Raw genomic sequence first — 26,142 nt, 5'->3', positions numbered from 1 at the left:
AAGACCTGGCTGTGAGTGGGTTGAAGGTCGGCGCGGTTCTCATCGCAGGGCCGACCGCATCAGGCAAGTCCGCATTGGGCATCAGACTGGCTCAAGAGCTCGACGGCGTCGTGATCAATGCCGATTCCATGCAGGTCTACAGGGACCTCCGGATCATCACCGCGCGCCCGACGCCGGACGAGGAGGCTCAGGCGCCCCACCGGCTCTACGGCCATGTGGACGCCGCCGTGAACTTCTCCGTCGGGCGCTACGTGGCCGACGCCGTTGCGGCGCTCCGGGAGGCCGGGGGCCGGAAGCTGCCGATCCTCGTGGGCGGGACCGGGCTCTACTTCAAGGCCCTGACCGAAGGCCTGTCCGACATGCCCGCCGTACCCGACGCCGTCCGCGAGCAGGTGCGCCGGGACAGCGAGGGCATGGAAACACCCGACCTCCACCGTCTCCTGTCGGAGCGCGATCCGGAAACGGCCCGGACCCTGCGACCCTCCGACCGCCTGCGCGTCCAGCGGGCGCTCGAGATCTTCGCCGCGACCGGTCGGCCGCTCGTGTCCTTCCATGGAGACCGCCAGCCGGGGCCTCTTTCCGATGGGCCTGTTCTCAAGCTCTTTCTCGCCCCCGACCGGGACGAGCTGCGACGGCGCATCGACGCCCGGTTCGTCACCATGATGGATCAGGGCGCGCTGGAGGAGGTGCGGGCTCTGGGCGAGCGCGACCTCGATCCCATGCTGCCGGCCATGCGCGCTCATGGCGTGCCGGGCCTTCTGGCCTATCTGCGCGGCGAGATCACGCTCGACGAGGCCATCGCCAGAGGACAGGGCGATACGCGCCGCTATGCCAAGCGCCAGTTCACCTGGTTCCGACACCAGCTGCCCGATTGGCGCTGGGTCGAGCCGGAGCGGGGCTTCGAGGCCGCGATGGACCGGATCAGTGCCCCGGAGCGCCGGTCGCCATCTGATAGAACGTGATGACAATCTCGAACACGATCAGGATGACGATGATCAGTTCGAGACGCAAGGATCGTTCCGTGTCGATGATATCGGTCAGCGCCTGGGCGGTGTCGCCCAGAACCTCGAGCTTGCGGTGGAGCGCCGTGGCACGCTCCTTCAACTCGTATTCATCCTCCAGGCGGGCATAGAGGCGCTCCAGGTCCGGCCGGTCCCACAGGACGTCAGGCTTTTCCTCGACGGCTACGCCGCCCGACATGCGCTGACGGACCAGGAGCGCCTGGCCGACCTGCTTGAGGATCCTGCGTCGGTCCCGGGGGCGCCGGCCCCTCTCCGCGAGATGCTGGACCGAGGGCTCCACCAGCTCGAAGGCGGCCGTGGCCTCCCGCTCGTCACGGGCGAGGGTCGCGCTCTTGGACAGGGCATCGGCGATGACGATCAGTCGCTCGGTCGAGAGCTGCTTGATGTAGATCGGCCCGCCCGGCGGGATCTGGTCGTCCCGATCCGGGGTGATTTCGATGATCGCGGTCTCTTCCTCGTGCCGGGCGAACTCACCCTGAATGCGCTGGCGAAGGCTGCGGATGACCTCGTCCTCCTCGAGCGGCGTGAGGCCCACGAGAACGGCGACGCCGTAGCGGAAGAGGGCGACGAACCCGTCCTGTCCGGCCCGGAAGGCGAGGGGGGTGGTGGAGAGCACGTCGCTCCGCTCGAGCCCGGCCACGTCGAGCCGGTCGCCCAGGAGCAGGGCGCGGGCGGTGAGGCGCAGGTTCTGCGTGGTCGCACCGGTCGGTGGGATAGGATCGGACATGGTCATACGACTAAAATAGGGGGCTTCGCGCAAAAGCTAAGCCGCTTCCAAGCAAGTCCCTCCCGCTTGACCGAATGAAACGGATCGTTTAGCGTCGGCGCAACTTTTGAACCGAGAGCTGCCCCCATGCGCAAGCTTATTCTCGTAGTACGAGCGCCATCGACGGAGCGGGATTGACCCGCAGGTCCGGCGATGGCGCACAGGCCCCCTCAGGGGCCTTTTTTATTGCCCGAATTCCAAGACAGTGATGCGAAAGACCCCAGGGAGCGAGTGAGATGAGCGAGACGATGACGGGAGCCGAAATGGTGATCCGAGCCCTGCAGGATCAGGGAGTTGAGCATATCTTCGGTTATCCGGGCGGCGCGGTGCTTCCCATCTACGACGCGCTCTTCCACCAGGACAGGGTTCGCCACGTGCTCGTCCGCCACGAGCAGGGGGCGGTCCACGCGGCCGAGGGATATGCCCGCTCGTCCGGCAAGCCCGGCGTCGTGCTGGTGACGTCGGGTCCCGGAGCGACCAACGCGATCACGGGTCTCGCGGACGCCATGATGGATTCGATCCCCCTGGTCTGCATCACCGGCCAGGTGCCGACCCATCTCATCGGCTCCGACGCCTTCCAGGAATGCGATACGGTCGGCATCACCCGCCACTGCACGAAGCACAACTACCTCGTCAAGAACATCGAGGATCTGCCGCGCGTCCTGCATGAGGCCTTCTACGTGGCCCAGAACGGACGACCGGGACCGGTCGTGGTCGACCTGCCGAAGGACATCCAGTTCAAGACCGGCTCTTACGCCCGCCCCCTGAGCAACCAGCACAAGACCTATCGACCGACCGTCAAGGGTGACCTGGACCATATCCGCGCGGCCGTGGAACTGATGGCTAAGGCCAAGCGCCCGGTGTTCTATACGGGCGGCGGTGTGGTCAATTCAGGTCCTCACGCGTCCGCCCTGCTGCGCGAGCTCGTGCAGCTCACGGGCTTTCCCATCACGTCGACCCTGATGGGGCTTGGCGCCTTTCCGGCCTCCGGCCGCCAGTGGCTCGGCATGCTGGGCATGCACGGCACCTACGAGGCCAATCTCGCGATGCACGAATGCGACGTGATGATCAATATCGGGGCGCGCTTCGACGACCGGATCACGGGCCGGCTCGATGCCTTCTCGCCCTTCTCCAAGCGCATCCACGTGGACATCGATCCCTCGTCGATCAACAAGACCGTGAAGGTGGATATCCCGATCGTCGGTGATTGCGCGCATGTTCTGGAGGATATGCTGCGCCTGTGGCGGCAGAATGCCCATCAGCCGGACAAGGCCGCTCTCACGGAATGGTGGGGAAAGATCGACGGCTGGCGTGCCCGCAACTGCCTGGCCTTCCGCAATTCGACGGAAACCATCAAGCCGCAATACGCCATCCAGCGCCTGTACGAACTGACCAAGGATCGCGAGACCTACGTCACCACGGAAGTGGGCCAGCACCAGATGTGGGCAGCGCAATACTTCAAGTTCGAGGAGCCGAACCGCTGGATGACCTCGGGCGGCCACGGCACGATGGGCTATGGATTGCCCGCGGCCGTCGGCGCGCAGCTGGCGCATCCCGACGCGCTCGTGATCGACATTGCCGGCGAAGCCTCGATCCAGATGATGCTGCAGGAGATGTCGACCGCCTTGCAGTACAGCCTGCCGATCAAGGTCTTCATCCTCAACAACGAGTACATGGGCATGGTGCGCCAGTGGCAGGAGCTGCTGCATGGCGGGCGATACTCCCACAGCTACTCGGAATCGCTGCCCGATTTCGTGAAGCTCGCGGAAGCCTATGGGGGCGTCGGAATCCGCTGCGACAAGCCCGGCGACCTCGATGCGAAGATCCTGGAGATGATCAACGTGAACCGCCCGGTCATCTTCGACTGCGTCGTCGACAAGACCGAGAACTGCTTCCCGATGATCCCGTCGGGCAAGGCGCACAACGAGATGCTGCTCAACGACTATCTCGGCGAGACCGGAGCCGATATCGGCTCCGTGATCGACGAGAAGGGCAAGATGCTGGTGTGATGAGGAGGGTCTGAACCGTGCCTACTCTCGTCATCGCCAACAAGTGCTACTCGTCCTGGTCGCTGCGCCCCTGGCTGCTGATGAAGCAGCTCGGCGTCGCCTTCGACGAGATCACCATTCCGCTCGATCTGCCGGACACGAAGGCGCGGGTCCTGAAGCACTCGCCCGCCGGCAAGGTCCCGATCCTGATCGACGGCGATGTGACCGTATGGGAATCGATCGCCATCATGGAATATGTGGGTGACGCCTTCGGCGCGCCCGTATGGCCGGAAGACCGGAAGGCTCGAGCCATGGCCCGCTCGATCGCAGCGGAAATGCATTCCGGATTCTCCGCCCTGCGGTCCGCATGCCCGATGAATCTCGGCAAGAAGTTCGCCCGAAGGGACCGCGGCGAGGCCGTGGATCGTGATGTTGCGCGCTTCAGCGAGATCGTCCGTCAGTCGCGTGAGCGTTTCGGCGCCGGCGGTCCGTTCCTGTTCGGGGCCTTCTCGGCGGCCGATGCCATGTATGCGCCGCTCGCGACCCGTCTCGACACCTACTCCATCGCGCTCGATGCCACCACGCAGGCTTATGTGGACGCGATCCTGTCGCTGCCGGCCTTTGAAAGCTGGCGCGCCGCCGCCATGACGGAGGAATGGGTCGTCACGGCCGACGAGGTCGACGAGGAAGCCATCGAAAACTACCGCAGGGCGGCTTGAGGCCAATCAGAATTCGGGAAACCAGACCATGCTGCAGATGAAAACCCATTATCCCGATGCGACCCGCGTCGAGCCCTCGAGCCGGCATACGCTCGCCATCGTGGTCGACAACGAGCCCGGCGTCCTTGCGCGCATCGCCGGCCTGTTCTCCGGTCGCGGCTACAACATCGAGAGCCTGACCGTCACCGAGACGGAGCACGAGGCGCATATCTCGCGCATCACCATCGTGACCACGGGCACCGACAGCATCATTCAGCAGATCAAGAGCCAGCTCGAGCGCCTCGTGCCCGTTCACCGCGTCGTGGACCTGACGCTCACCGGCGAGGCCGTCGAGCGTGAGCTCTGCCTTGTCAAGGTCGTCGGCAAGGGCGATCACCGGGTGGAGGCGATGCGTCTCGCTTCGGCGTTCGGCGCCCGCACGATGGACGCGACCCTGACCTCGTTCGTCTACGAGCTGACCGGCACGACCGACGAGGTCGAGCGATTCATCAAGCTGATGACCGCAGTCGGACTGGTCGAGGTTTCCCGCACCGGCGTCGCCGCCATGGCGCGGGGCGCGGAAGGGATCAGCTGAGGCGTCACCCCCTGAAGTCGTTCTCCTGCAGGAACGCTTCCTCCTCGGGCGTCGTCTCGCGGCCGAGGATGGCGTTGCGGTGCGGGAAGCGGCCGAAGCGGGCAATGATGCCGTGATGGTGGCGCGCCCACTTGATGGAGTCCTCGCCGAGGGCTTCGTTCAATGTCACCGAGCGCTCCTGATGCCTGAGGGACTCGGAGTGCATGAAGGGAAGGTAGAAGAACCGGCGGAACTCAGGTTCCACCCGATGGTCGAATCCGCGCTCGATGGCCCGGTCCGCCGCCATCAGGGCGACCGGGTCGGTTTTGTAGGTTTCGCGCTTTCCCCGGAACATGTTCCGGGGAAACTGGTCGAGGAGGAGAATGACGGCGAGCGCGCCCTCCGGGGTGAGTTCCCACTCGTTGAGATCGCCCCGGGCGGCAGCCTCATAGGTGGGGAGGAAACGGTCGCGGCAGACCTGGTCGAAGGTGTCGTCCTTCGAAAACCATTTGTCAGGACCGGCTTCGCGCCAGAACGAGATGACTTCGTCGGGAGTGGCAAGACGCTGCATGCGGCGTTGTCCTTCTCGGCAAAAGGGATGAAGGCCAATCTAGAGCATTGGGGAGCCTTTTGAACTCTCCAGGCTCGGATCGTTTGATGGCAGAAATAGCCGGGCTTTGCGCTCCATGCAGGCCAAGTCGGCAGTTTTGCTACAAACAACACCTTGTCAGCGCAGTTTTATTCGCTAAAAGCGGCGCCTGACAAAACAATTGTTGCGTAGATCCTGAGGATCGCGCGGCGGCTACGAGGACGGGGGAAAAGCCCCCCTTTGAAAACAAGGGACCCGAGGACCATGCGTGTCTATTACGATCGCGACGCGGACATCAATCTGATCAAGGGCAAGAAGGTTGCCATCGTGGGCTACGGCAGCCAGGGCCACGCCCATACCCTGAACCTGCGCGATTCGGGCGTGAAGGACATCGTCGTGGCCCTCCGCAAGGGCTCGCCCTCCGTGGCCAAGGCCGAGAAGGCCGGGCTCAAGGTCATGGACGTGACCGAGGCCGCCAAATGGGCCGACGTGGTCATGATGCTGACCCCCGATGAGCTTCAGGCCGACATCTACCGCAACGAGCTTCACGACAACATGAAGCAGGGCGCGGCGCTGCTCTTCGCTCACGGCCTCAACGTCCACTTCAACCTCATCGAGCCCCGCAAGGACCTGGACGTGCTCATGGTCGCTCCGAAGGGCCCGGGCCACACGGTGCGCTCCGAGTATCAGCGCGGCGGCGGTGTTCCGACCCTGATCGCGATCCATCAGGACGCGACGGGCAATGCCCACGACATCGCGCTCTCCTACGCGTCCGCCAATGGCGGCGGCCGCGCCGGCATCATCGAGACCACCTTCAAGGAAGAATGCGAAACCGACCTCTTCGGCGAGCAGGTGGTGCTCTGCGGCGGCCTCGTCGAGCTGATCAAGGCGGGCTTCGAGACCCTGGTCGAGGCGGGCTACGCCCCCGAGATGGCGTATTTCGAGTGCCTCCACGAAGTGAAGCTGATCGTCGACCTCATCTACGAGGGCGGCATCGCCAACATGAACTACTCCATCTCCAACACGGCCGAGTACGGCGAGTACGTCACCGGCCCGCGCATCATCACGGCCGAGACGAAAGCCGAAATGAAGCGGGTCCTGGAAGACATCCAGAGCGGCAAGTTCACCCGCGACTGGATGCTCGAGAACAAGGTCAACCAGACCTCCTTCAAGGCGACCCGCGCCCGCAACGCCGCGCACCCGATCGAGGATGTCGGCTCCCGCCTTCGCGACATGATGCCGTGGATCAAGGAAAAGGCCCTGGTCGACAAGACCCGGAACTGAGCCGTTTCCGGGCGGCGCGGGATGACCGCGCCGCCCGAGCGACTCCGCGCTACGCCAAAAGCGGATTTGTCAGATCGGTGGATTCCCGCTAGTGGCACCGGAACGATGACGTTACGGAATTCCATGGGCGCGACCAACTTGCTTCAAGAACTGGCGGGCTTCGACCTGCCGCTCTGGGCCGGGATCGACCCGGCCGCCCGTCTCGAGCTTCAGGCCAAACTCCAGCGCATCGTGCTCCCTGGCGGCGCGGTTCTCTTCCGCGAGGGCGATCCGGCCGACGCGCTCTACATGCTCGTGTCCGGGGCCCTCGGGGTGTCGGTGCAGGGCAGTCATGGCGAGCAGCAGCGCATCGCCCGCATCGCGCCGCCCGAGACCATCGGCGAGATGGCCCTCATCTCCCATGCGCCGCGCTCGGCGACCGTCACGGCCTTGAGGGACTCCGTTCTCCTGACCCTGGCCCGAGCGGATTTCGAGGATCTCATCGAGCGCTGGCCGGCCGTCATGCTCTATCTCTCCAAGCTGCTGGCCGAGCGGCTTCGCGCGGCGACCCGCAGCAAGCCCAGAACGTTCACGCCCACAACCTTCGCCATCGTTCCGGTCACGCATGGCGTGGCGGTTTCGGACTTTGCCCAGGCCTTCCTGGCCGAGATGCGACAGAGTCACGGTGCCGGGGTCGATCTGGTGGCCGCGATGCCCGATGAGGAGGAGGAGAACTGGCTGTACCGCTTCGAGGCGAGCCGCGGGCGGGTGATCTATGTCGCGCCTGAGCCGTCGGGGGCCTGGACGGAGCGCTGCATCCGTCACGCCGACCATGTCGTGCTCCTGGCGCGGCCGGGCGAGCCGCTGACCTGCGAGGCCGAGGCGCTCGGGGGAGCCGCGTCCGGGTGGCGTCGTCACGACCTCGTCCTGCTGCAGAAGCCCGATGCCACCCGCCCGAAGCCGGCGCATCCATCGCTTCAGGGGCTTCCCGTCGACCAGCGCCTTCATGTGCGGGAAAGGAGCCGGAGCGATCTCCAGCGGCTCATCCGCACGTCGAGCGGCAGGGCCGTCGGCCTGGTCCTGGCCGGGGGCGGGGCTCGTGGCTTTGCTCATCTCGGCGCGATCCAGGCTCTGCAGGAATGCGGCTTCCCAATCGACCTTGCCGGCGGAACCAGCATCGGCGCCGTCATGGCGGCCGTCTGCGCTCTTCAGATCAACCTGGACGAGGCGCGCGAGATCATGATGGAGGCCTTCGTCCGGAGCCCGCCGCTGAACGATTACACTCTGCCGCTGATCGCCTTGATCCGCGGCCTCAAGGTCGATGCGCGGCTGAGCCAGCATTTCGGGCAGCGCAACATCGAGGATCTCTGGCTTCCCTTCTTCTGCGTCTCGTCGAACCTGACGACCGGAACGACCCATATTCATCGTCAGGGTACGCTCTGGCGGGCCTTGCGGGCGAGCCTCGCCATTCCCGGGCTGCTGCCGCCCATCGTCGAGCCTGAAGGGGTGCTCGTCGATGGCGCCATGATGAACAACCTGCCGGCCGACATCATGGCCGACTTCCAGAGGGGGCCGGTGCTCGGCATCGACGTGGCGCGGGATGTGGCCTTCACCTCCGCGGGCGACGAGGAGAAGAAGGCACCCCTCCTGCGCAGGCTCCTCGGACTGCCGACCGATGCTCCCGATATCGTCAATCTGCTCTATCGCTCGGCCACCATCTCCAGCGATGCCCAGACCCTGAAGGCGCGCGCCCATGCCACGCTGGTGATCCATCCGCCTCTTGCCGACGTGCCGCTCCGCGGGTGGGAGCAGTTCGAGAGAGTGGTCGAGATCGGCTACCGGCATACGAAGGAGCGCATCGATGCCGGGGATCTCGACGCGTTCAGGATTGCCTGAGAACAGTGGGCTGGAACACGGGGATCACAGGTGATGCAGCGCCATGGCGCCCGCCGCCATCGCGAGGCCCAGAACGAGACCGAGCGTCTCGTGGCGATGCTTCCAGAACCGATGGACGGCGTAAGAGCAGACGAGGGTGGCGAGCAGGGCACCGAGGCCCTGCATCAGCTGGTTGACCTTGGCCGGACCTCTTAGCGGCCCGGCTCGCTCCCAGCTCTCCATGATCCAGAACACCGAGAAAACGACGGACGCGGCGACTGAGACCGACGGCCACCAGGCGGCTGGCAGTCCTGTTCCGAGCGGATCGGCCGCCTTGAGCGAGGACGCAGCGGGACTGATCTCTTCGGAAGTGGCGGAAGGCTCACAACAAGGCAACCGTGATGTTGGCGCTATAACGTTAACATCACGGAAAAGCGCTGCCACCTCCTGGAACGGAGAGGGAAGCGCGGCTCACCCTTAGGGCGAGCCGCTGACGTTACTGCTGATTGCTCTTCGTGTTCTGAGCCTTGTTGTTGTCCTGCCTCCCGGGATCGTTGCGGTTCTTCACGGTCCCGCCCGAGCCACGGATCTCATGGCCAGGATGCTTCTTGCTCTCGGCGGAGTTGTCGCCGTTCATCTTGCCTTTTCCCATCGGGGACCTCCTTCGGTGTGGGAGGTTAATGAACCCTCGGACACCCGGTTCCCGGTGCGCGCACCTACCACACCCAATAATGCGCGAGCCCCGCGCCTGGGGCGAGAATGACGAAGGCCCAGACTGAGGCGGAGGCCATGTTGGCAGCCTGGAACAGCATGGCCGGCATCAGGAAGATCCCGGCGATGAGGGCGATCACGGCGCGGATCGGACCGAAGAACCGTCCGAGGAACACGGCCCAGGGGCCGAAGCGTTGGAAGAAGTCTTCTCCCCGCAGGATGAGCTTGGGATGGCGGGACAGGGGCCATGTTTCATAGGCCGCCTTCTTGTAGCGCCGGCCGATGGCGAAGGAGACCCAGTTCCCGAGAAACGCTCCGCACGCAGCCCCGGCCCAAACCTCCCAGAACGGTATGTCGGCGGCCGCGATCACGAACCCGACCGCGATCATGATCGTCATGGTGGGCAGGAGGAGCGACACGAAGGCCAGCGATTCGGCAAAGGTCATGAGGCCGAGGACGAGCGGCGCATAGGCCTGATGGGCCTGCACGAATTCGACGATGCTGGTCTTCAGAAACGCGATGTCCATGGTGCCCGGGGTCGCCCTCTCGCGGGAAGAGTCAAGATCAATACGGATTGTCGCGGAAAGAACCAACTGCCTTTGTGATGAGTATGATCACATCAGGCGATTTGAAGCGCGACGGCCGTTGCGCTAACGGGTAGGTGGAAGGGGCCAGATCCATGAACGTTCTCTCGATTCAATCTCACGTTGCCTACGGCCATGTGGGTAACGCCTCCGCGGTGTTTCCGATGCAGCGACTCGGCGTCGAGGTCTGGCCCATTCACACGGTTCAGTTCTCCAACCATACCGGCTACGGTTCCTGGAAGGGCCGGGTTTTCGACGGTCCGGCCATCGAGGATCTCGTGGAGGGGATCGCCGAACGGGGCGTGCTGTCCCGTTGCGACGGGGTTCTCTCGGGCTATATGGGGTCGGCCGACATCGGCAATGCGATCCTCTCGGCGGTCGCCCGGGTGCGCGCCCTCAATCCGCAGGCGCTCTACTGCTGCGATCCGGTGATCGGCGACGTGGGCCGTGGCGTCTTCGTGCGACCCGGCATTCCGGAATTCATGCGCGAGCAGGCCGTTCCCGCCGCGGACATCATCACCCCGAACCAGTTCGAACTGGATTACCTGTCCGGCCTCACGACCCAGACCTTGGCCGACGTGAAGCAGGCTGTCTCGATCGTGCAGGGACTCGGCCCGAAGGTCATCCTCGTGACCTCTGTCGAGACGAAGGAGACGCCGGCCGACAGCGTCGATCTCGTGGCCGGTGAGAGCGGATGCTTCTGGTGCGTTCGGACGCCTAAGCTGTCGCTGTCCGTAAACGGGGCAGGGGACGCCATCGCGGCTCTGTTCTTCGTTCATTACGCCCGCTCGCGTTCGGCCCCGACAGCTCTGGCCGAGGCTTCGGCTTCCGTCTACGGCCTGCTCAAGCGCACCGAGGAGGCGGGATCCCGCGAAATCCTGACCATCGCCGCGCAGGACGAGTTCGTCGCGCCCAGCCATCGCTTCGAGGCTGTGGAGGTCTAGAGCATCGGACGTGACCCGGAGGGCCGCGTCAGCGACCCGAAGGGCCACGCCAGTGAAAAGTGGAATGCACTTTCGGGTCCGATGCTCCCCGCCTCAAGGGGCGCATCGTCCGGGACCCTGTCTTGATCGCTCGGCCGGATGGCACCCCGTCGTCATCGCCGGGCCCTGACCACCTTCTCCACGTCATCACCGGGCTTGTCCCGGTGATCCCGATTCCGAGAGGCGCCGTGCTCAAGACAATCGGGATGGCCGGCACAAGGCCGGCCATGACGTGTGGAGGGTGTTCGCACCGGCCCGTGCCACCCTCTCACGTCATCACCGAGCTCGTCCCGGTGATCCCGATTGTCCGATGGTGAACTCTTGGCCGGCGCACCGTTCGACGCGAAAAACCGCGTCCACTTTTTCTCACGGTGCGCTGGGCCGCCCCGCTCTCCGCATGATGGTTCGTCATATCGCCGACGGCGCATAGGCCGAAGGGAGAAGCCGGCTTACCTTGCGATCCGTCCGGAGGCGGTCCTAGAATGCCGCCCGACCGAGGGACCATGAGGAGCGGAATGGATCAGGCAACCTCCCTAGCGGCGGTGGCGCTCGACGACGTCGCCATCACGTTCGGGCCGAAAGTGGGTGGCTATACGGCCGTCAGGGGCATCGATCTTTCGGTTCGTCCGGGGGAGTTCGTAGCCATCGTCGGGCCGACGGGATCCGGAAAGTCCACGATCCTGAACGCGGCTGCCGGCCTGCTGAAGCCCTCGGCCGGGCGAGTCACGATATTCGGCAGCGACCTCCCCGGTCTCAACCTGCGCGCCGGCTACCTCTTCCAGCAGGATGCGCTGATGCCATGGAAGACGGCCCTCGACAACGTGGCGGTGGCCCTCGAGTCGAAAGGAGTGTCCCGCAGCGACGCTGTGCAGCGCGCGAGGGATTGGCTGGGCCGCGTCGGCCTCGCGGCCTTCGTCGACCGGTATCCGCACATGCTGTCCGGCGGACAGCGCAAACGCGTGGCCTTGGCCCAGGTCCTGATCCGCGACCCCGAGATCCTCCTGATGGATGAGCCATTCGGACCCCTCGACGCCCAGACGCGGCAGATCATGGGCAATCTGCTCCTGAGCCTGTGGGCGGCGGACCGCAAGGCGGTAATGTTCGTCACGCACGATCTGGAGGAGGCGATCGCGCTCGCCGATCGCGTGGTCCTGATGTCGGCAGGGCCGGCCGCCGGGATCATCGGGGACTTTCCGGTCGAACTGCCCCGGCCGCGCGACATTGCCGAGGTGCGCATGGAACCGACCTTTCACCGCATCCACAAGGAGATCTGGGCGAGCCTGCGGGTCGAAGTTCAGAAGGCCTACAGCCAAGGGGAGAATACGTGATGCCGCGTCTGAAACTCACGGTTCTTCAGATCGGCGTCGGCCTGATCTTTCTGCTGTTGTGGCATGTGCTGACCGTCTATCCGATCACAGGCACGCCCAAGCAGGTCCAGTTCTTCTTCTCGACTCCGCTCGACGTCCTGAAGCGGTGCTGGACTCTCTTTGCCAGCGGAGAGATCTGGGGACATCTCTGGATCACGCTGGTGGAAACCATCCTGGCCTTCCTGATCGGCGCCGGCGGCGGCATCATCTTCGGGTTCCTCTTCGCGCGCAAGGAACTGCTGGCCGCGGTCTTCGACCCGTATATCAAGGCTGCGAATGCTCTGCCGCGCGTGGTGCTCGCTCCGATCTTCGCCCTGTGGTTCGGCCTCGGGATCTGGTCGAAGGTGGCGCTCGGCTTCACGCTCGTCTTCTTCATCGTGTTCTTCAACGTGTATCAGGGCGTCCGCGAGGTGTCGCCCGTCGTGCTCGCCAATGCCCGCATGCTGGGCATGAACGAACGCCAGCTGCTCCGGCACGTTTACTGGCCGTCTGCGCTCACCTGGGTGTTCTCGTCCCTTCATACGTCCGTCGGCTTCGCGCTCGTCGGCGCCGTCGTCGGGGAGTATCTCGGATCTTCTGCCGGCCTCGGCTACAAGATTCACGAAGCCGAGAGCGTGTTCGACGTGACCGGCGTCTTCGCCGGCATGCTGATCCTGTCCGTCTTCGTCATCCTTATCGACATGCTCGTGACGAGGATCGAGAATGGTTTCCTGGTCTGGCGGCCGCAGACGTCTCTGGCCGGACGAACTTAAGAACTCAAGCTGACCTCGCCACAACAGGGAGATACGCCATGGAACGCCGTACATTTCTGAAGACCGCCGGAGCGCTCGGGCTGAGTGCGGCCTTCGGGCCGAGGGCCTTCGCGCAGGGAGCGCCGGAGAAGGCGAAAGTGACGCTTGGCGTCGGCGGCAAGCCGCTTCTGTACTATCTGCCGCTCACCATTGCCGAGCGGAAGGGTTTCTTCAAGGAGCAGGGACTCGAGGTCGAGATCAACGATTTCGGCGGCGGTGCGAAGTCGCTTCAGGCGCTCATCGGCGGCTCCGTCGATGTGGTGACCGGCGCTTACGAGCATACGATCCGCATGCAGGCCAAGGGGCAGGATGTCGTGGCCGTCACCGAACTCGGCCGCTTTCCCGCCATCGTGATCGCGGTCAGGAAGGACAAGGCTGGGCAGATCAAGTCGGCGGCCGACTTCAAAGGCCTGAAGATCGGCGTTACCGCACCGGGATCTTCGACCGCGCTCACCGCGCAATACGCGATGGTGAAGGCCGGCCTGAAGCCGTCCGATGCCGCCATCATCGGCGTCGGATCCGGCGCCAGCGGCGTGGCCGCGATGAAGAAGGGCGAGATCGACGTGATCTCTCATCTGGATCCCGTCATCGCCAAGCTCGAAGCCGACGGGGACATTCAGATCCTGATCGACACGCGCACCGAGGCCGGAACCCGCGCGCTCTTCGGCGGCTCCAATCCTGCGGCGACGCTCTACACGAAGAAGGACTTCATCGAACAGAACCCGCAAACCACCCAGCGCCTCGTCAATGCGTTCGTAAAGAGCCTGAAGTGGCTCCAGACCGCAAAGCCCGAGGATATCGCCGCCACGGTGCCGGAGGAATACTACCTGGGCGACAAGCCCCTCTATCTCAAGGCGGTGCAGAACTCGCTCGAGAGCTATTCGCGCGACGGCATCATCCAGATGACCGGCATGCAGAGCGTGCTCGACATGCTGCGCCAGCTCGATCCCGAACTGAAGGACGCCAAGGTGGATCTCGCGGCGACCTTCAACGACCGCTTCGTGCGCCAGGCGGCGATCTAGAGCATCGGACCCAAAAGTGGACCCACTTTTGGGATTGATTCCGATGCTCCCCTCTTGGCCGGCGCACCGTGCGAAAAACCGGGTCCACTTTTTCGCACGGTGCGCTCGAGCATCGGACCCAAAAGTGGATTCCACTTTTGGGATTGATTCCGATGCTCAAGCCTTTGAGCGGCGCACCGTTCGACGCGAAAAACCGGGTCCACTTTTTCGCACGGTGCGCTAGGCCGACGCTTCCCGGGACGGTCGTTCTCGCCACGGGCCGAGACCGCCATCCGTCCCGGCCATCCCGATCGGAAGAGCGATGGACGTCGCGGCGGATCCTCCGGCCGATGTCCGGGATGGACGAGCCAGGCTTCAGGCCCTGGCTGACAGCGCCTCCGGCGCGATGCCTTCGACCTCGGTTGACAGGAGCGCTCCCGGCAGTGCCTCATCGGGCGCCGAAGAATCGCCATTGCCGACCCGTCGAAGGCTCCCGAAAAGGATCGCTCCGCATGTCCCGCCGCTTCGTCACTCTCGATGTCTTCACGTCCGAGCGCTTCGCCGGAAACCCTCTCGCGGTTGTTCTGGAGGCTGAAGGGCTGGACACGGCGGGCATGCAGAGGATCGCCAGGGAGTTCAACCTCTCGGAGACGGTGTTCGTCCTGCCCCCGTCCGAGCCGCGCCAGCGTGCCGACATCCGTATCTTCACGCCGGCCCGTGAACTGCCCTTCGCGGGACATCCCACGGTGGGAACGGCGGTGCTTTTGGCGCTTCTCGACCAGAACGGCGAAGCGGGCGCCGCGGCCTTCGGGTTGAAGGAGCAGGTGGGCATCGTTCCCTGCGCGGTCGAGGTGCAGGGTGCGACCGGCGGCACGGCGCGGTTCCGATTGCCGCGCCTGCCCTTCGTGTGGGGCGAGGGGAAGGATTCCGCCACATGCGCGTGGGCGCTCGGTCTCGATCCGACCGACATCGGCTTCGACAGACACGTTCCGAGCCGCCATTCGGCCGGCGTCGCCTACGATCTCGTGCCGGTTGCATCCCTTGAGGCGCTGGCGAAATCCAAACCGCAGGGAGAGGCTTTCGATAAGGCGTTCGGCGACAGCGATCATCCGGCGCCTTATGTCTATGCGCGCATTCCTCAGGCCGATGGGCTTCGGTTCCGCGCCCGCATGTTCGGTCTGGGAATGGGCATCGCGGAAGATCCCGCGACAGGCTCGGCCGCGGCGGCCTTTGCGGGCGCGCTGATGCAATGCGAACCTCTGGGCGACGGCGAGCACAACATCGTCATCGAGCAGGGTGTCGAGATGGGCCGCCCGAGCGAGATCGTCCTTCAGATGGTGATCAAGGACGGGGCCCTCGCGTCGGCCGAGATCGGCGGGTCCGCCGTGATGGTGAGCCGCGGCGAGATTCTGGCGTGAACCGGGAGCCACAGATCCGGCGCGTCTCCCGTGTCGAGGCGGTCTGCCGACCGTTCGATTGGGCGTGGCCCGAGCATAACCGGGACTTTGTCGCGGAGAACTGGAGGCGGCGCACCCAGGGCAAGCCGCAGATGTTCAACGGGCGGGTGCTGCTGCTCCAGGATGTCCAGTTCGAGCGGGACCTGTGCCGGAACATCTATTTCGAAGTCGACTACGCCGATTTCGTCGCCTGGATCGACAAGGGTTATCCGGACCCTGCCATCGCCAACGGCTTCGCCATGGGAGCGCTGCGCGGCTCCGACGGGGCCTTCATCTGCGGGGTGATGGGGAACGGCACCACCAATGCGGGTCGCGTCTATTTCGCGGCCGGCACGCCCGATCGATCCGACCTGAGGCCTGACGGCACGGTCGATCTCGCCACCAGCCTCACGCGCGAACTGGCCGAGGAAACGGGCCTCACCGAGGGCGATTACCACGTGGACGATGAGTGGATCATCGTCCAGCGCTGGCCGACCATCGCTCTCCTGCGGATGGTGACGCTGCCGGTCACCGCCGAGGAGGGCGCCGCGAGGATCCGAGCGAACATCGCGGCCCAGCCCGAGCCGGAACTGCAGGACGTGCGCATCGTGCGCGGGCAGGCGGATATCGATCCGGAACGGATGCCGCTGTTCCTGCAATCCTTCTTCGGCTGGGTGTTCGATCAAAGATAGCCGTGACGGGCCTTCGTGGCATGGACCAGACGGACGGCTTCCGCGTCACGCCCGCCGGCACAGGCGGATTCCGCTTGGCGGAGCTCCCGGTCCACTTGGTTGTAAACCGACTGGTTGACGTGCCCCATGGCAAGATCGTTGCTCATGACGGCCCGGTAGCGGTCGATCTCGCCCGTGCAGCCCGATCCCTGCGGCATGCGGAAGCCCGCCGGCGTTGCGCTGGCGCTCTCCGGACCAGGGGGCGAGGCCGTCTGGTTGCAGGCGGCCAGCGCGAGCAAACCGGTGAGAGAGAGGACGTGGATTGCTGTTCTCATGGAAGGACTCCTATACCGTCGAGAGCCGGGGACAAAGCCAAGCTTCCCGGATCTAGGGCATTTTGGCCATGAACCAGCCCTCCCGCGCCAGACGTCATAACCCATCCGTTAGTCGGGCTTTGTCTTTTCGTTTGTTTCAACGACTTGCCATCCAGGCGAAGCCCCATTACAAACAAGCCCGTTGTTCGCGGCTTCACGTCCGCGGCCGAGGAGGATTTGGGCAGCGATGATCATCGGCTCCCCCAGCGCATGGATGAACGGACCCGCCCCAGCGGCCGATCGTGCGCGTCTTCTTGGCCTCCTTCTCCTTAGCTGCCCCTGAGGGTCGGCTGGGCGTCGCCGCCTGGGCTCTCAGGGGTTCTGGACCAGCAGAAACAACCTTGAGCGCTGAAGGCCCCCTGCAAGGCCTCGCTCCCTCCGAGAAGGACTGACATGATGACCGCTTCCGTATCCGGCTCCTCCAAGGACCGCGTTCTGATCTTCGACACGACCCTGCGCGACGGCGAGCAATGCCCCGGTGCGACCATGACCCTGGAGGAGAAGCTCGAGGTTGCGGAACTGCTCGACACCATGGGGGTCGATATCATCGAGGCGGGGTTCCCCATCGCGTCCAACGGCGACTTCGAGGCCGTCTCCCTCATCGCCAAGCAGGTGAAGCGCGCCACCGTCGCGGGGCTCGCCCGGGCCATCTCGGCCGACATCGCCCGCGCCGGCGAGGCGGTGCGCCATGCGGCCCGTCCGCGGATCCACACGTTCGTGTCCACCTCGCCGATCCATCTGGCGCACCAGATGCGCAAGTCGGAGGAGGAGGTCCTGGAAATCATCACCAAGACGGTGACCCAGGCGCGCAACCTGATCGAGGACATCGAGTGGTCGGCCATGGACGCCACCCGCACGCCCATCGACTATCTGTGCCGCTGCGTGGAAGCGGCCATCAAGGCCGGCGCCACCACCATCAACCTGCCCGATACGGTGGGCTATGCGACGCCGGACGAGTACCGGGCCATGTTCCGGGCCGTGCGTGAGCGCGTGCCCAATGCGGACAAGGCCATCTTCTCGGCCCATTGCCACAACGACCTGGGCCTGGCCGTGGCCAATTCCCTGGCGGCGCTGGAGGGCGGCGCCCGGCAGATCGAATGCACCCTCAACGGCATCGGCGAGCGCGCCGGCAATGCGGCCCTTGAGGAGGTCGTCATGGCGATCAAGACCCGTGGCGACGTGCTGCCCTACGAGACGGGCATCGAGAGCACGATGCTGACCCGCGCCTCGAAGCTGGCATCGGCCGCAACGTCCTTCCCGGTGCAGTACAACAAGGCGATCGTGGGCCGAAACGCCTTCGCCCATGAGAGCGGCATCCACCAGGACGGCATGCTCAAGAATGCCCAGACCTACGAGATCATGACGCCCGAGAGCGTCGGCGTGTCCAAGACCTCCCTGATCATGGGCAAGCATTCGGGTCGGGCGGCCTTCCGCAACAAGCTGGAGGAACTGGGCTACAGCCTGTCCGACAACCAGTTCCAGGACGCGTTCGAGCGGTTCAAGGAACTCGCGGACCGCAAGAAGCACGTCTATGACGAGGACATCGAGGCCCTGGTCGATCAGAACATCGCCATGGCCCATGACCGCATCAAGCTGGTCTCGCTCCACATTGTGGCCGGCACCCGCGGACCGCAGCGCGCCACCATGCGTCTCCAGGTGGACGACCGGGTCGTCATCGAGGAGCAGGAGGGCAATGGTCCCGTGGATGCCACCTTCAACGCCATCAAGGCCCTGGTGCCTCACGAAGCGGTGCTGGAGCTCTACCAGGTGCATGCGGTGACCGAGGGAACGGACGCCCAGGCCGAGGTCTCGGTCCGTCTCTCGGCCGACAACCGCAGCGTGACCTCCCGCGCGGCCGATCCGGACACCCTGGTCGCCTCGGCCCAGGCCTATCTGGGCGCGCTCAACAAGCTCATGAGCCGCGGCGCGCGCCTGCACGCCCAGCACGCGGCAGAGTAACATTGCCTCGCTGTCGCGCATTCCGGCTCGAGCCGGAATGCGCGCCTGCTCCCATCAGCGATGGCGCGCGCAACCCTCGGCGGACTGAGAGTGGTTCATCGTATCGATGCGATTGTGGCATGATCCGTCGCGCTTGTCCGCAACATCGACGGATACGACCCAGCGGACCGTGCCGCGATTGTTGGTCTTGAAGAGATCGGTGAGTGTGCAAGCAATCGAACCTTGGACCCGCTGATTAAGAGTTCTTTTTGGGGGCCCCTCAAATCAGAAAAATCGGATGTTCGGATCGCTCTTCGGCGCAGTGTCCTGAGCTCAGGTCGCCCGGCTCGTGGCCAAGGACAGATTCTTCTGCAATGGGGTGGCATCAACGGGGACGGTTGTTTACGGCCTGCTCGCTGTTGCCGGGGTCTTCTCCATCCTCAGAGCTTGCTTTGATGCTCGGTATGATCGTCGCTGATGCTGTGGCCGGCGGAACGCTGATCATTGCGCTGCTGGCGGCCTGGAGGGGAAGCAGGGCAGGGGACGCAGCCAAGAGGATCTCACCCCCGGAGACGACCGTCTCTGTAGGGGCGACCGTGTTTGCCGACACGGCGGCCATGACCCAGCTGAACGCTTCGATCAACCGGCTCGCCGATGCGATCTGCGACGCCAGCGCGGCCAAGGAGCGGCTAACAGGAGCGCTCGATGCTCAGGATCGGGAGAGAGGCCGACACCGGTGAACCCAAGACACAGAGTGTCATCAAACTGTCATCGAAACTTCACTTTTCCTGTGAGGCTCTGCCTGCTAGCGAGTGCGCCGCTAACATGATGAGGATGCTCTATGGCCAAGAAGTCGAAGATCTTCGGTGATGAGTTGGTGCTGACTGCCAAGGCTATCAGGCGAGGCGACAAGCTCGAACGCACGCTGACGAAACTGGTTGTCATCCAAGAAGCTGGATCCGCCGCTGAGGTCTTCCTGAAGTCGGTTCAGAAGGGTTTGAATCGCCTCCGGAGGGAAGGTGGCGGCCCCGAGGAAGCACGAAGGGGCAAGACGATGACCGAAGCCGGTCCGGTGGATACCACGGATGCTCCGGAGGCGGCGCCGGTTGTGACACGGGGCCAAAAATCAAAGAAGTCTCAATCTCAAGATGCTGCAGGTTCTGCTGAGCCGAAGACCTCTGCCAACGTGAGCTAGAGCGTTTTCGATCTGGGCTTGAATCCATCCGAGGGATCTGTGCGCTGATTGGGATATGGCCCCGGAGGCGAGCCATCTCCTAAAGCATCGGACCCAAAAGTGGACTTGCACTTTTGGGATCCATCCGATGCTCACTTCCTTAAGCGGCGCATCGCTCGGGGCAGAAAACCGGGTCCACTTTTCTGCACGATGCGCTAGCCCTATTCCGCTGATTTGCGTGAGCGCGTTCTGGGCGCCTTCAAACGCGACGACCTTCCTCAGGTCGCGATCGGCCGCCGCTTCCAGGTTTGCCCGGGCACCGTGTTGAACTGGCACCGCCAGGAGCGCGAGGAAGGCCGGCGTGCCCTCGCGCCTGATGCGGCGGTTCTCGAGGTGCTACGTCAGCTCGTGATCGAAGATAATGACGCACTGCTGCGCGAGTACCGTGGGCGCCTAGCGCATCGGACGCACCCAGAGGGCCGCCTCATCCGATGCGCCGGTCAAGACAGGGAGCCTCGGATCAATCCCAAAAGTGGTGTCCACTTCTCACGTCCGAAGCTTTAGAGGTGGATGATGTAGTAGCCCAAGAGGACGAGCACTGCGAAGGCCAGGACGGTCAGCCAGATCAAGCCAAGGCGGGTGGTCTTTTCGTGATGCGTCAGCCGGGCCTCGATGCTCTCCAGCCTTTGCAGCTTCTCACGCACTTCACGATCAAGGTCACTCATTCTACCTTGTGTAATTGTTTACACGAAGCTTGTCCTTGCAGCCATGCAATGGCTTCTTTTCCCAAAAGCTAGTGAGGAAATCTGCCCATGGAAGCCCCGTAACACCCATTTTGACGAGGAGAGAACAGCGTCGTGAGGCGCGACCTCTCAAAGGTTCGCGAGGAGGAGAGGGCTACCACAGGAAACGGCCAGGGCTGTACGGTTCAAAGAACAAATTGAAGAAGAGGTATCCGGCGAGCAAAGCCAGGACACCCACGCACAGAAGCGCGAGGAGGAGCAGGATGATGCGGGTCCTTCTCACGTTTCCAAATAAGGCATCGTGCTCATCTGGCATGGGTTCATCCCCGAGCTTGCCTAGCTTTATCAGTCTGGCAGGCGCGAGCGAAGATAGTCCAGAATTTCCGACGATGCTCGATATGTAATGCACCTGCTGCTACCGAAATTTAACCTTGGCCGCGTCAAGATGCCGGCACCGGACACCTCGCGTACGGCGTGATCAAAGCGGGGCCCGGAGCAGAAATAAGCTCGAGCCTATCGTTGGTGCAAACGGGGCTGTAGTAACGCGGAATGAGCAAGCAACCTCAATCGGTGAAACCCTGGGATACGAAACGTTTCGCGTTCTATGGCGCGGTGCTCGGCGTCATCGTGACGATCGTTCACGGATACGATCACGCCTTCTGGAGGCCCTATCATGAAGGTGATCTTCTCACACATGTTCTAAGGCAAATGATTCTCTTCGTCACGAGCGGAACACTCGGGCTCGCGGCTGTTGCGGTGATCCGCAACTGGTTTAGGCGGAAGCCTTAATTCCGTTGCCCAAGGTGACTGCTACGCCAAGCTTCGGACGCTCCTTCCCACAACGTCCTTATGGAACAGCAGCAACCTGTAACACAGTTCACGGCGGCCTTGGACCAATCGTCCCATCTTCAGGCCATGAGCAAGTTTCGGTTCGATCAGCATGGAAGGCACCAGAGCATCGGACGGAAAAGTGGATCCGGTTTTCCGTTCTGACCGATGCTCTCATTCAAGAGGAAAGCATCGGATGGATCCCAAAAGTGCAAGTCCACTTTTGGGTCCGATGCTTCAGCGTTGGCGCTTGGTGCATCAGGAAAGCCTCAGGCGGACCTCGCAGACGGTCCAAGAAACTGTCAGCGGACAGCCGAACTCTTCCGGTGACCCCGGGGGCTCATCGCCTCATCGTGTCATGGCTGTAATATCTAGACTGCGCGACCATAGAACCGCAGCATCCTCTCATAGGTTTGCACGACCTGACGCCTGGATCTTTCCTCCTCGGCTCTCGCCAGAAGAGGGGCGGGGTTCTTGGGTGCGGCGAATGTGGCCATCACACTCCATCCCTACATGCTGGCCTGTCGCCCATGGGGCTCTTGATGAACGTTGCCGATATAGGCGCGCCGGCGACCGTCGCTGTCCCGCTCCGGCCTGTTCTCATCACAGCAGGTGAATTGTGTTTCCGGCCAAATGCCATGCGGGAACTCTTCGGAGGTTTTCATCCAGTAGAGCTTCACGTGCCGGTTCGAGTCCTGCCGTGTTCAATCGGCGCTTTATCGCCAAGCTTGTGACAGGCAGAGAAGTACCTCTCTAGTGGTAGCCTCGGCGAAGGAACCATCGCATTGACCAGCCGTTAAGGGCTGCAAGGTCCAGCTCACATGGGCCCATCTTGGGTTGATGCTCCTATCCATCAAGGCTCCTCTAAGCGAGTGCTGATGGCCAGCACGGGTCCTCTCGGATGCAAATTGCTGAACATCAATAGGGGCTACACAATCATGAACCACGACGTCGTCTACAATGAGCGGATCCCCTCGATTGCTCAGAATGCACCTGCCGTTGTGACGACTGTTCTGGTTTGCCAGAATGCGCTCATCCGCAGTGGCGTCAGCCACATGCTCTCAGGGACGCATTTCATTGTATCGGGCGAGAAGCCCGAACAGTCACCAGAAGTGCCTGTCCTCTGCCTTATCTACAGCAGCCTGGCGACTGATGATTTGAGTAAGACCATTGAGCAGTGTAAAGCGCAATGGCCTTCGGCTCGCGTGGTTCTCCTGACTGAGAGCATGGAACCCGCAGCCATGGTCCAATCCTTCCAAGCAGGCTTGGATGGGCTTTGCTCAACGGGGATGAAGCGTGAGGCCCTGATCAAGGCGTTCGAGCTCGTCATGCTGGGCGAAGCCTTCATCGCACCAGCATTGGCGCTCAACCTGTGGGATGATGCTATTCGCCAGCGTCAGGCCCGCCCGGATGGTGCCGTGGTCATCGGTCCTGCGGTCAATGGGATAGCCGGCAGACTTTCAGGACGGGAAACCCAGATCCTGAGCCACCTGACCCTGGGCGCCTCAAACAAGCACATTGCACGAGAGCTTGGAGTGGCTGAAGCCACGGTCAAAGTTCACCTCAAAGGCATCCTGCGGAAGATCAAGGCAGCTAATCGCACCCAGGCAGCGATGTGGGCCCAACAGCATATGGATTTCGCAGCGAACGACGGGATCATGACGGCCGCCGAGTAGTCTGGTGCTGCGGCTCATCGAGAGACAGGCTTCATCTCTATCTCATCGTTACTGTCCCATCGAGCGCCTCCGGTCTTCAGGTCGATTTCCATGGTGAACCGACGCGGAGACGTTTGCGGGGCGTCACCAGACTTGCCGCCGTGCTTCTCCCGGACAGTGATTGTTGCTGCCGTCTTCGTGGCTTCCTCCAGCACCAGGGACGAACAGGCCAACTCCGCCCGTGAAAGAAGGCGGTGTTGGATGATGATGCGGAATGCTTTCTGCATGATGGCGTCCCCCTCAGTTGCGAAAGTCGAGAGGGAAATGGGCCGGCGAGAACATGAGCGAATGGCTTCCTAGAAGTTCATGGCTCCTGTGTCATTCTGGCTACAGCCAGCATTCGGCAAATCAGCCATGCTAACCTTAGCTTGGGATGAAAGTTTTGTCCCTTCAGCGTGCGTTCATCCTCATTGTTGTGTCTGGTAAGTCCTTCACTGGAGCAGGCATTCTGCTGGCCAGCAATTGAAGGCTACGAACCCTTTTTCTTAAACCGAGAGCAGGATCAGTTCTCATCGCTGGTGCCAAAATGAATTACACAATCGAATTGGTGGCTCAGGCGATTCATGAGGCCGAGCAGACAACATCTCGCTGGGACGATGAGCCTGCAATCCGCAAGGAGCGCTTTCGAGAGTACGCCCGCAACGCTATCGATCTTCTGGGCGAAGACATTGGTGTTCTTGTTCTTGCTTTGACAGAAGCCACAGCAGAAGCACACTTGGGAAGCTCAAGAGCGGCAGCTTGATCGCCGGGAGCCATAGACGGGCAAGCCCGGCGTGGCGCTTGTCAGCAATAGCGGCAAGGTTAAGGCTGTGGTGATGACGAACCGCGGGGCGGGATACACGTCTCCACCAACCGTCAGCTTTGCGGCGGGTGGCGGAACCGGCGCGGCCGGCGCTTCCCTGGTGGGGCTCAACAACACGGACGGAAACTATCTGACCGTCCACCTACAGAGCTCGGCTGTCTTGAAAAGCGGCACCGGCAATATGTTCCTGGCGAATGGTGACATCACCGGCAACGGCTTCAACTATGTTGTTCTGTACGGTCGCAATGGCGGGATTTGGCACGAAGTGAGCCGGACGTGAGGCGCGCCCTGGCTCAATGTCAGGGCCTCACTCTTTGGTTTGCCTCTTTCGGCAGACAATAACTTCGGTGAACTCAGCAATGATGCCGTGGGTCCTGTCGTTAAAACGCCGGATCTCAACGTCGAAAGGAGCCCATTCCGCGATCAGATCCGCAACGTCGTACCCGTAGCGGTAGGTGACGAGCGATCCTCCCTCTGGATCGGAGGGATCGGCCGGATTGCCGTGGTATTCCGGCTCCTCCAAATGTTCGATGGAGCCATCCGGGCGCAGCCTGGCGCACTGCCGGGTTTCTGCCAGGTGCTTGTAAATCGGGGTAGTGTGGATGTGATAGCCCCCGGCTTCAGCGTCCGCTAGATCTCCCTGTGGACTGCGGCTGGATCAAAGACATGCTCCAGAACGTCTTGCGTGATGACCAAGTCAAAGGCTTCGTCCTCGAATGTCTGCTTCTCCAGATCCTCGCACCGGTAGCCCTGGTGCAGGGTCCCGAGGGGGATGCCTGGAAAGTAGTGGGTCGGGGTGTAGAACCGGCATGAATTACGCAGGCGGACCGAGACGCCGCTCGATCCGGGCGAACTCTCGTGGATCTCCTTATTGTACCAGTCTGGGGCGACTGCTTTGAGTGCCAGCATCAAGGCCCGCTCTCTCGGAAGTGATCCTCCCTCGCATTTCTGACAGATCAGGTGATCTCGGAACCAAGGGTTCCGCGCCACAAAGCGAGACGGGCCACAAATGGGGCAGTGCCCCTTCCAATCGGCGACTACAGAGCTTTGCATAACTCTGCCTCTAGCATCTCAAAAACCGCCGATCTAGGCGCGCCGACACGACTTTTTGCACATCACGAGGACATCATGACCACCGAGACATTCGGGCGGGCGCTGAACCGCGCCTCCTTCTTCAATGCCGTCCGGACGGCGCTTTTCGGCGGCAAGCTGACCGAGGGCCAGGTCCAGGGCATGGACGCCCTGCTGACCGCGGCGCCGGCCGATATGCCCCTGGAGCACCTCGCCTACTGCTTGGCCACTGTTTACCATGAGACGCCCCGCACCATGCAGCCGATCAAGGAACTCGGCGGCGGCACTTATTTTCAACGCATGTACGACATCCGGGGCGACCGGCCGGCGAAGGCGCCCGAGCTCGGCAACCTGACCCCGGGCGACGGGGCCCGTTTTGCTGGCCGGGGCTATGTGCAGCTTACCGGCAAGGCGAACTATGCCCGAGCCTCCAAAGAGGTCGGGTTCGATCTGGTCGCCACCCCGGATCTCGCCATGCAACCCGGGATCGCGGCCGTGATCATGTATTGGGGCTATGGCCACCCCCATTATCCCGTCGGATGCAGTAGAATGGTCTATCCCCGGAGAGGTTCGTTTCCAGACCGGATCTTGGGACGCTGACACAAAAGAGATCGAGATCCTACGCGCGACGTACGAATTCGAGCGTTACTACAATGTGGATATCGATCTGTTCGTGACACTCGGCGATATTGAGCCGGTGAACGGCCTCTCAATCGTGAATGTGTTTCGTAATTTCGTTGTCAGTGTCAAAGGTGTCATTTCAGCGGTTGAAGATGAGACAGTTCGGCTGCTCGCATAGCCACGCAACGGCATACGTTCCGATCGGCGTAGGTTCGACACCGGGACTCCAGCAATGGTTCTTCACCGATCGCCTTTTGTCTCGCCATTGGGGCTCAGGGCCGCCACGAAGGGAGAACATCGCCTGAAAGAGAACACGACCAGTGTGCGACCAGCGGGACAATGCGACTCGCCGTCGGCCCGCCGCTCAGCGGCCTAAGTATTTGTTTTACATTGCGGAAATTTGGTGGGTGTGCAAGGATTCGAACCTTGGACCCGCTGATTAAGAGTCAGCTGCTCTACCAACTGAGCTACACACCCGTCGCCGAAGCGAATTCAGCGGCGCGATGTCCGCTGAAGAGGCCGTGCGTGTAACAAACCGCTCGCCCCCTGTCTAGCCC

Annotated in this window: 30 protein-coding genes and 1 tRNA gene; 20 read left to right on the top strand and 11 right to left on the bottom strand. The window is 62.9% G+C overall.

What is annotated here, in order from left to right; genetic code table 11:
- The first annotated feature begins 5 nt into the window (after positions 1 to 5).
- Entirely contained in the window at positions 6 to 962 is a 957-nt protein-coding gene (gene miaA, locus OCW50_RS04290; RefSeq protein WP_262296699.1) for a tRNA (adenosine(37)-N6)-dimethylallyltransferase MiaA, read from the top strand.
- Here the strand turns inward: miaA and OCW50_RS04285 are convergent.
- The gene (locus OCW50_RS04285) at positions 922 to 1,749 is read right to left on the bottom strand and encodes an RMD1 family protein (RefSeq protein WP_262273101.1); all 828 of its coding nucleotides are present in this window, start codon (positions 1,747 to 1,749) and stop codon (positions 922 to 924) included. The genes miaA and OCW50_RS04285 overlap by 41 nt on opposite strands.
- A gap of 275 nt (positions 1,750 to 2,024) precedes the next feature.
- Here OCW50_RS04285 and OCW50_RS04280 point away from each other — a divergent pair, with 275 nt between their 5' ends.
- The 3 genes from OCW50_RS04280 to ilvN are packed head-to-tail and all read left to right on the top strand — an operon-like array spanning position 2,025 to position 5,069.
- On the top strand, positions 2,025 to 3,797 hold the full coding sequence (locus OCW50_RS04280) for an acetolactate synthase 3 large subunit (protein ID WP_262296562.1): 1,773 nt from the start codon (positions 2,025 to 2,027) through the stop codon (positions 3,795 to 3,797).
- A 17-nt stretch (positions 3,798 to 3,814) separates the two neighbouring features.
- Positions 3,815 to 4,495: a glutathione S-transferase family protein gene (locus tag OCW50_RS04275; protein ID WP_262296561.1), complete on the top strand. Its 681-nt coding sequence runs from the start codon at positions 3,815 to 3,817 to the stop codon at positions 4,493 to 4,495.
- Between the two features lie 28 nt (positions 4,496 to 4,523).
- Positions 4,524 to 5,069 (top strand): acetolactate synthase small subunit, encoded by a 546-nt coding sequence (ilvN, locus tag OCW50_RS04270; protein WP_173948353.1) that lies wholly within the window; start codon positions 4,524 to 4,526, stop codon positions 5,067 to 5,069.
- A gap of 4 nt (positions 5,070 to 5,073) precedes the next feature.
- Here the strand turns inward: ilvN and OCW50_RS04265 are convergent, their stop codons facing one another.
- Positions 5,074 to 5,619, bottom strand: coding sequence for a DUF924 family protein (locus OCW50_RS04265; RefSeq protein WP_262273098.1), 546 nt, complete (start codon positions 5,617 to 5,619; stop codon positions 5,074 to 5,076).
- Between the two features lie 282 nt (positions 5,620 to 5,901).
- Here OCW50_RS04265 and ilvC point away from each other — a divergent pair, with 282 nt between their 5' ends.
- On the top strand, positions 5,902 to 6,921 hold the full coding sequence (gene ilvC / locus OCW50_RS04260; RefSeq protein WP_262273097.1) for a ketol-acid reductoisomerase: 1,020 nt from the start codon (positions 5,902 to 5,904) through the stop codon (positions 6,919 to 6,921).
- A gap of 123 nt (positions 6,922 to 7,044) precedes the next feature.
- Entirely contained in the window at positions 7,045 to 8,796 is a 1,752-nt protein-coding gene (locus OCW50_RS04255; RefSeq protein ID WP_262296560.1) for a patatin-like phospholipase family protein, read from the top strand.
- 24 nt (positions 8,797 to 8,820) lie between these two features.
- Here OCW50_RS04255 and OCW50_RS04250 read toward each other — a convergent pair whose 3' ends face one another.
- The 3 genes from OCW50_RS04250 to OCW50_RS04240 form a co-directional block, all read right to left on the bottom strand.
- Positions 8,821 to 9,018: a hypothetical protein gene (locus OCW50_RS04250; protein ID WP_262296559.1), complete on the bottom strand. Its 198-nt coding sequence runs from the start codon at positions 9,016 to 9,018 to the stop codon at positions 8,821 to 8,823.
- A 253-nt stretch (positions 9,019 to 9,271) separates the two neighbouring features.
- Positions 9,272 to 9,427 carry a hypothetical protein gene (locus tag OCW50_RS04245; protein ID WP_262296558.1) on the bottom strand — a complete coding sequence of 52 codons (156 nt, stop codon included), beginning with the start codon at positions 9,425 to 9,427 and terminating at the stop codon, positions 9,272 to 9,274.
- 64 nt (positions 9,428 to 9,491) lie between these two features.
- Positions 9,492 to 10,013: a DedA family protein gene (locus OCW50_RS04240; RefSeq protein WP_262273094.1), complete on the bottom strand. Its 522-nt coding sequence runs from the start codon at positions 10,011 to 10,013 to the stop codon at positions 9,492 to 9,494.
- A gap of 152 nt (positions 10,014 to 10,165) precedes the next feature.
- Here OCW50_RS04240 and pdxY point away from each other — a divergent pair, with 152 nt between their 5' ends.
- From pdxY to OCW50_RS04210, 6 genes are all read left to right on the top strand, one after another.
- A complete protein-coding gene (pdxY, locus tag OCW50_RS04235) occupies positions 10,166 to 11,014 on the top strand; it encodes a pyridoxal kinase PdxY (RefSeq protein ID WP_262296557.1) in 849 nt (282 codons plus the stop codon).
- 554 nt (positions 11,015 to 11,568) lie between these two features.
- Positions 11,569 to 12,381 carry an ABC transporter ATP-binding protein gene (locus OCW50_RS04230; RefSeq protein ID WP_262296556.1) on the top strand — a complete coding sequence of 271 codons (813 nt, stop codon included), beginning with the start codon at positions 11,569 to 11,571 and terminating at the stop codon, positions 12,379 to 12,381.
- The gene (locus OCW50_RS04225; RefSeq protein ID WP_262296555.1) at positions 12,381 to 13,172 is read left to right on the top strand and encodes an ABC transporter permease; all 792 of its coding nucleotides are present in this window, start codon (positions 12,381 to 12,383) and stop codon (positions 13,170 to 13,172) included. Before OCW50_RS04230 ends, OCW50_RS04225 begins: the two co-directional genes overlap by 1 nt.
- 38 nt (positions 13,173 to 13,210) lie before the next feature.
- Positions 13,211 to 14,233, top strand: a complete 1,023-nt coding sequence (locus OCW50_RS04220; protein WP_262273090.1) for an ABC transporter substrate-binding protein — start codon at positions 13,211 to 13,213, stop codon at positions 14,231 to 14,233.
- A 491-nt stretch (positions 14,234 to 14,724) separates the two neighbouring features.
- Positions 14,725 to 15,630: a PhzF family phenazine biosynthesis protein gene (locus OCW50_RS04215; RefSeq protein ID WP_262296554.1), complete on the top strand. Its 906-nt coding sequence runs from the start codon at positions 14,725 to 14,727 to the stop codon at positions 15,628 to 15,630.
- Positions 15,627 to 16,340, top strand: a complete 714-nt coding sequence (locus OCW50_RS04210) for an NUDIX hydrolase (RefSeq protein WP_262296553.1) — start codon at positions 15,627 to 15,629, stop codon at positions 16,338 to 16,340. The genes OCW50_RS04215 and OCW50_RS04210 overlap by 4 nt, the downstream gene beginning before the upstream one ends.
- On the opposite strand, the gene OCW50_RS04205 is transcribed toward OCW50_RS04210, so the two are convergent.
- Complete coding sequence (locus OCW50_RS04205) at positions 16,331 to 16,654, bottom strand: hypothetical protein (RefSeq protein WP_262273087.1); 324 nt, start codon at positions 16,652 to 16,654, stop codon at positions 16,331 to 16,333. The genes OCW50_RS04210 and OCW50_RS04205 overlap by 10 nt on opposite strands.
- Before the next feature lie 435 nt (positions 16,655 to 17,089).
- Here OCW50_RS04205 and OCW50_RS04200 point away from each other — a divergent pair, with 435 nt between their 5' ends.
- The 4 genes from OCW50_RS04200 to OCW50_RS33320 all read left to right on the top strand — a co-directional run bounded on the left by OCW50_RS04200 (position 17,090) and on the right by OCW50_RS33320 (position 20,369).
- Entirely contained in the window at positions 17,090 to 18,652 is a 1,563-nt protein-coding gene (locus OCW50_RS04200) for a 2-isopropylmalate synthase (protein ID WP_262273103.1), read from the top strand.
- Positions 18,653 to 19,095: 443 nt separating this feature from the next.
- Positions 19,096 to 19,371, top strand: a complete 276-nt coding sequence (locus OCW50_RS04195) for a hypothetical protein (RefSeq protein WP_262296552.1) — start codon at positions 19,096 to 19,098, stop codon at positions 19,369 to 19,371.
- 101 nt (positions 19,372 to 19,472) lie between these two features.
- Positions 19,473 to 19,826 carry a hypothetical protein gene (locus OCW50_RS04190; protein WP_262296551.1) on the top strand — a complete coding sequence of 118 codons (354 nt, stop codon included), beginning with the start codon at positions 19,473 to 19,475 and terminating at the stop codon, positions 19,824 to 19,826.
- 213 nt (positions 19,827 to 20,039) lie between these two features.
- Positions 20,040 to 20,369 carry a helix-turn-helix domain-containing protein gene (locus OCW50_RS33320; RefSeq protein ID WP_373371302.1) on the top strand — a complete coding sequence of 110 codons (330 nt, stop codon included), beginning with the start codon at positions 20,040 to 20,042 and terminating at the stop codon, positions 20,367 to 20,369.
- On the opposite strand, the gene OCW50_RS04185 is transcribed toward OCW50_RS33320, so the two are convergent.
- Positions 20,366 to 20,530, bottom strand: coding sequence for a hypothetical protein (locus tag OCW50_RS04185; RefSeq protein ID WP_262296550.1), 165 nt, complete (start codon positions 20,528 to 20,530; stop codon positions 20,366 to 20,368). The genes OCW50_RS33320 and OCW50_RS04185 overlap by 4 nt on opposite strands.
- A 1,784-nt stretch (positions 20,531 to 22,314) precedes the next feature.
- Between OCW50_RS04185 and OCW50_RS04180 the strand changes: the two genes are divergently transcribed.
- Positions 22,315 to 23,052: a response regulator transcription factor gene (locus OCW50_RS04180; RefSeq protein WP_262296549.1), complete on the top strand. Its 738-nt coding sequence runs from the start codon at positions 22,315 to 22,317 to the stop codon at positions 23,050 to 23,052.
- A 14-nt stretch (positions 23,053 to 23,066) separates the two neighbouring features.
- Here OCW50_RS04180 and OCW50_RS04175 read toward each other — a convergent pair whose 3' ends face one another.
- The gene (locus tag OCW50_RS04175) at positions 23,067 to 23,318 is read right to left on the bottom strand and encodes a hypothetical protein (RefSeq protein ID WP_262296548.1); all 252 of its coding nucleotides are present in this window, start codon (positions 23,316 to 23,318) and stop codon (positions 23,067 to 23,069) included.
- Between the two features lie 299 nt (positions 23,319 to 23,617).
- Here OCW50_RS04175 and OCW50_RS04170 point away from each other — a divergent pair, with 299 nt between their 5' ends.
- Positions 23,618 to 23,833 (top strand): hypothetical protein, encoded by a 216-nt coding sequence (locus tag OCW50_RS04170; RefSeq protein WP_262296547.1) that lies wholly within the window; start codon positions 23,618 to 23,620, stop codon positions 23,831 to 23,833.
- A 31-nt stretch (positions 23,834 to 23,864) separates the two neighbouring features.
- The gene (locus tag OCW50_RS04165) at positions 23,865 to 24,173 is read left to right on the top strand and encodes a hypothetical protein (RefSeq protein ID WP_262296546.1); all 309 of its coding nucleotides are present in this window, start codon (positions 23,865 to 23,867) and stop codon (positions 24,171 to 24,173) included.
- Positions 24,174 to 24,200: 27 nt separating this feature from the next.
- On the opposite strand, the gene OCW50_RS04160 is transcribed toward OCW50_RS04165, so the two are convergent.
- Together OCW50_RS04160 and OCW50_RS04155 are read right to left on the bottom strand one after the other, a co-directional pair.
- Positions 24,201 to 24,416: a hypothetical protein gene (locus OCW50_RS04160; RefSeq protein ID WP_262296545.1), complete on the bottom strand. Its 216-nt coding sequence runs from the start codon at positions 24,414 to 24,416 to the stop codon at positions 24,201 to 24,203.
- Positions 24,417 to 24,523: 107 nt separating this feature from the next.
- Complete coding sequence (locus tag OCW50_RS04155) at positions 24,524 to 24,802, bottom strand: class I SAM-dependent methyltransferase (protein WP_262296544.1); 279 nt, start codon at positions 24,800 to 24,802, stop codon at positions 24,524 to 24,526.
- A gap of 219 nt (positions 24,803 to 25,021) precedes the next feature.
- On the opposite strand from OCW50_RS04155, the gene OCW50_RS04150 reads away from it, so the two are divergent.
- Entirely contained in the window at positions 25,022 to 25,564 is a 543-nt protein-coding gene (locus OCW50_RS04150; RefSeq protein ID WP_262296543.1) for a glycoside hydrolase family 19 protein, read from the top strand.
- A 422-nt stretch (positions 25,565 to 25,986) separates the two neighbouring features.
- Here OCW50_RS04150 and OCW50_RS04145 read toward each other — a convergent pair.
- Positions 25,987 to 26,062: transfer RNA gene (locus OCW50_RS04145), tRNA-Lys, on the bottom strand.
- Between the last annotated feature and the right edge of the window lie 80 nt (positions 26,063 to 26,142).

This window comes from Microvirga sesbaniae (assembly GCF_025460805.1).
GTDB classification, from domain to species: Bacteria; Pseudomonadota; Alphaproteobacteria; order Rhizobiales; family Beijerinckiaceae; genus Microvirga; species Microvirga sesbaniae.
The sequence above is the reverse complement of the archived record's forward strand: the minus strand, read 5'-3'. Positions and strand labels throughout refer to the sequence as shown.

Bases quoted from the DNA above. Each gene is read 5' to 3' on its own strand.
- OCW50_RS04175 (WP_262296548.1), bottom strand. From the start codon at position 23,318: ATGCAGAAAGCATTCCGCATCATCATCCAACACCGCCTTCTTTCACGG.
- OCW50_RS04265 (WP_262273098.1), bottom strand. From the start codon at position 5,619: ATGCAGCGTCTTGCCACTCCCGACGAAGTCATCTCGTTCTGGCGCGAA.
- OCW50_RS04150 (WP_262296543.1), top strand. From the start codon at position 25,022: ATGACCACCGAGACATTCGGGCGGGCGCTGAACCGCGCCTCCTTCTTC.
- OCW50_RS04245 (WP_262296558.1), bottom strand. From the start codon at position 9,427: ATGGGAAAAGGCAAGATGAACGGCGACAACTCCGCCGAGAGCAAGAAG.
- OCW50_RS04185 (WP_262296550.1), bottom strand. From the start codon at position 20,530: ATGAGTGACCTTGATCGTGAAGTGCGTGAGAAGCTGCAAAGGCTGGAG.
- OCW50_RS04195 (WP_262296552.1), top strand. From the start codon at position 19,096: ATGATCGTCGCTGATGCTGTGGCCGGCGGAACGCTGATCATTGCGCTG.
- OCW50_RS04230 (WP_262296556.1), top strand. From the start codon at position 11,569: ATGGATCAGGCAACCTCCCTAGCGGCGGTGGCGCTCGACGACGTCGCC.
- OCW50_RS04250 (WP_262296559.1), bottom strand. From the start codon at position 9,018: ATGGAGAGCTGGGAGCGAGCCGGGCCGCTAAGAGGTCCGGCCAAGGTC.
- OCW50_RS04200 (WP_262273103.1), top strand. From the start codon at position 17,090: ATGACCGCTTCCGTATCCGGCTCCTCCAAGGACCGCGTTCTGATCTTC.
- OCW50_RS04220 (WP_262273090.1), top strand. From the start codon at position 13,211: ATGGAACGCCGTACATTTCTGAAGACCGCCGGAGCGCTCGGGCTGAGT.
- OCW50_RS04285 (WP_262273101.1), bottom strand. From the start codon at position 1,749: ATGTCCGATCCTATCCCACCGACCGGTGCGACCACGCAGAACCTGCGC.
- OCW50_RS04240 (WP_262273094.1), bottom strand. From the start codon at position 10,013: ATGGACATCGCGTTTCTGAAGACCAGCATCGTCGAATTCGTGCAGGCC.
- OCW50_RS04170 (WP_262296547.1), top strand. From the start codon at position 23,618: ATGAATTACACAATCGAATTGGTGGCTCAGGCGATTCATGAGGCCGAG.
- OCW50_RS04205 (WP_262273087.1), bottom strand. From the start codon at position 16,654: ATGAGAACAGCAATCCACGTCCTCTCTCTCACCGGTTTGCTCGCGCTG.
- OCW50_RS04155 (WP_262296544.1), bottom strand. From the start codon at position 24,802: ATGCTGGCACTCAAAGCAGTCGCCCCAGACTGGTACAATAAGGAGATC.
- OCW50_RS04190 (WP_262296551.1), top strand. From the start codon at position 19,473: ATGGCCAAGAAGTCGAAGATCTTCGGTGATGAGTTGGTGCTGACTGCC.
- OCW50_RS04280 (WP_262296562.1), top strand. From the start codon at position 2,025: ATGAGCGAGACGATGACGGGAGCCGAAATGGTGATCCGAGCCCTGCAG.
- pdxY (WP_262296557.1), top strand. From the start codon at position 10,166: ATGAACGTTCTCTCGATTCAATCTCACGTTGCCTACGGCCATGTGGGT.
- OCW50_RS04255 (WP_262296560.1), top strand. From the start codon at position 7,045: ATGGGCGCGACCAACTTGCTTCAAGAACTGGCGGGCTTCGACCTGCCG.
- ilvC (WP_262273097.1), top strand. From the start codon at position 5,902: ATGCGTGTCTATTACGATCGCGACGCGGACATCAATCTGATCAAGGGC.
- OCW50_RS04225 (WP_262296555.1), top strand. From the start codon at position 12,381: ATGCCGCGTCTGAAACTCACGGTTCTTCAGATCGGCGTCGGCCTGATC.
- OCW50_RS04180 (WP_262296549.1), top strand. From the start codon at position 22,315: ATGAACCACGACGTCGTCTACAATGAGCGGATCCCCTCGATTGCTCAG.
- OCW50_RS04215 (WP_262296554.1), top strand. From the start codon at position 14,725: ATGTCCCGCCGCTTCGTCACTCTCGATGTCTTCACGTCCGAGCGCTTC.
- ilvN (WP_173948353.1), top strand. From the start codon at position 4,524: ATGCTGCAGATGAAAACCCATTATCCCGATGCGACCCGCGTCGAGCCC.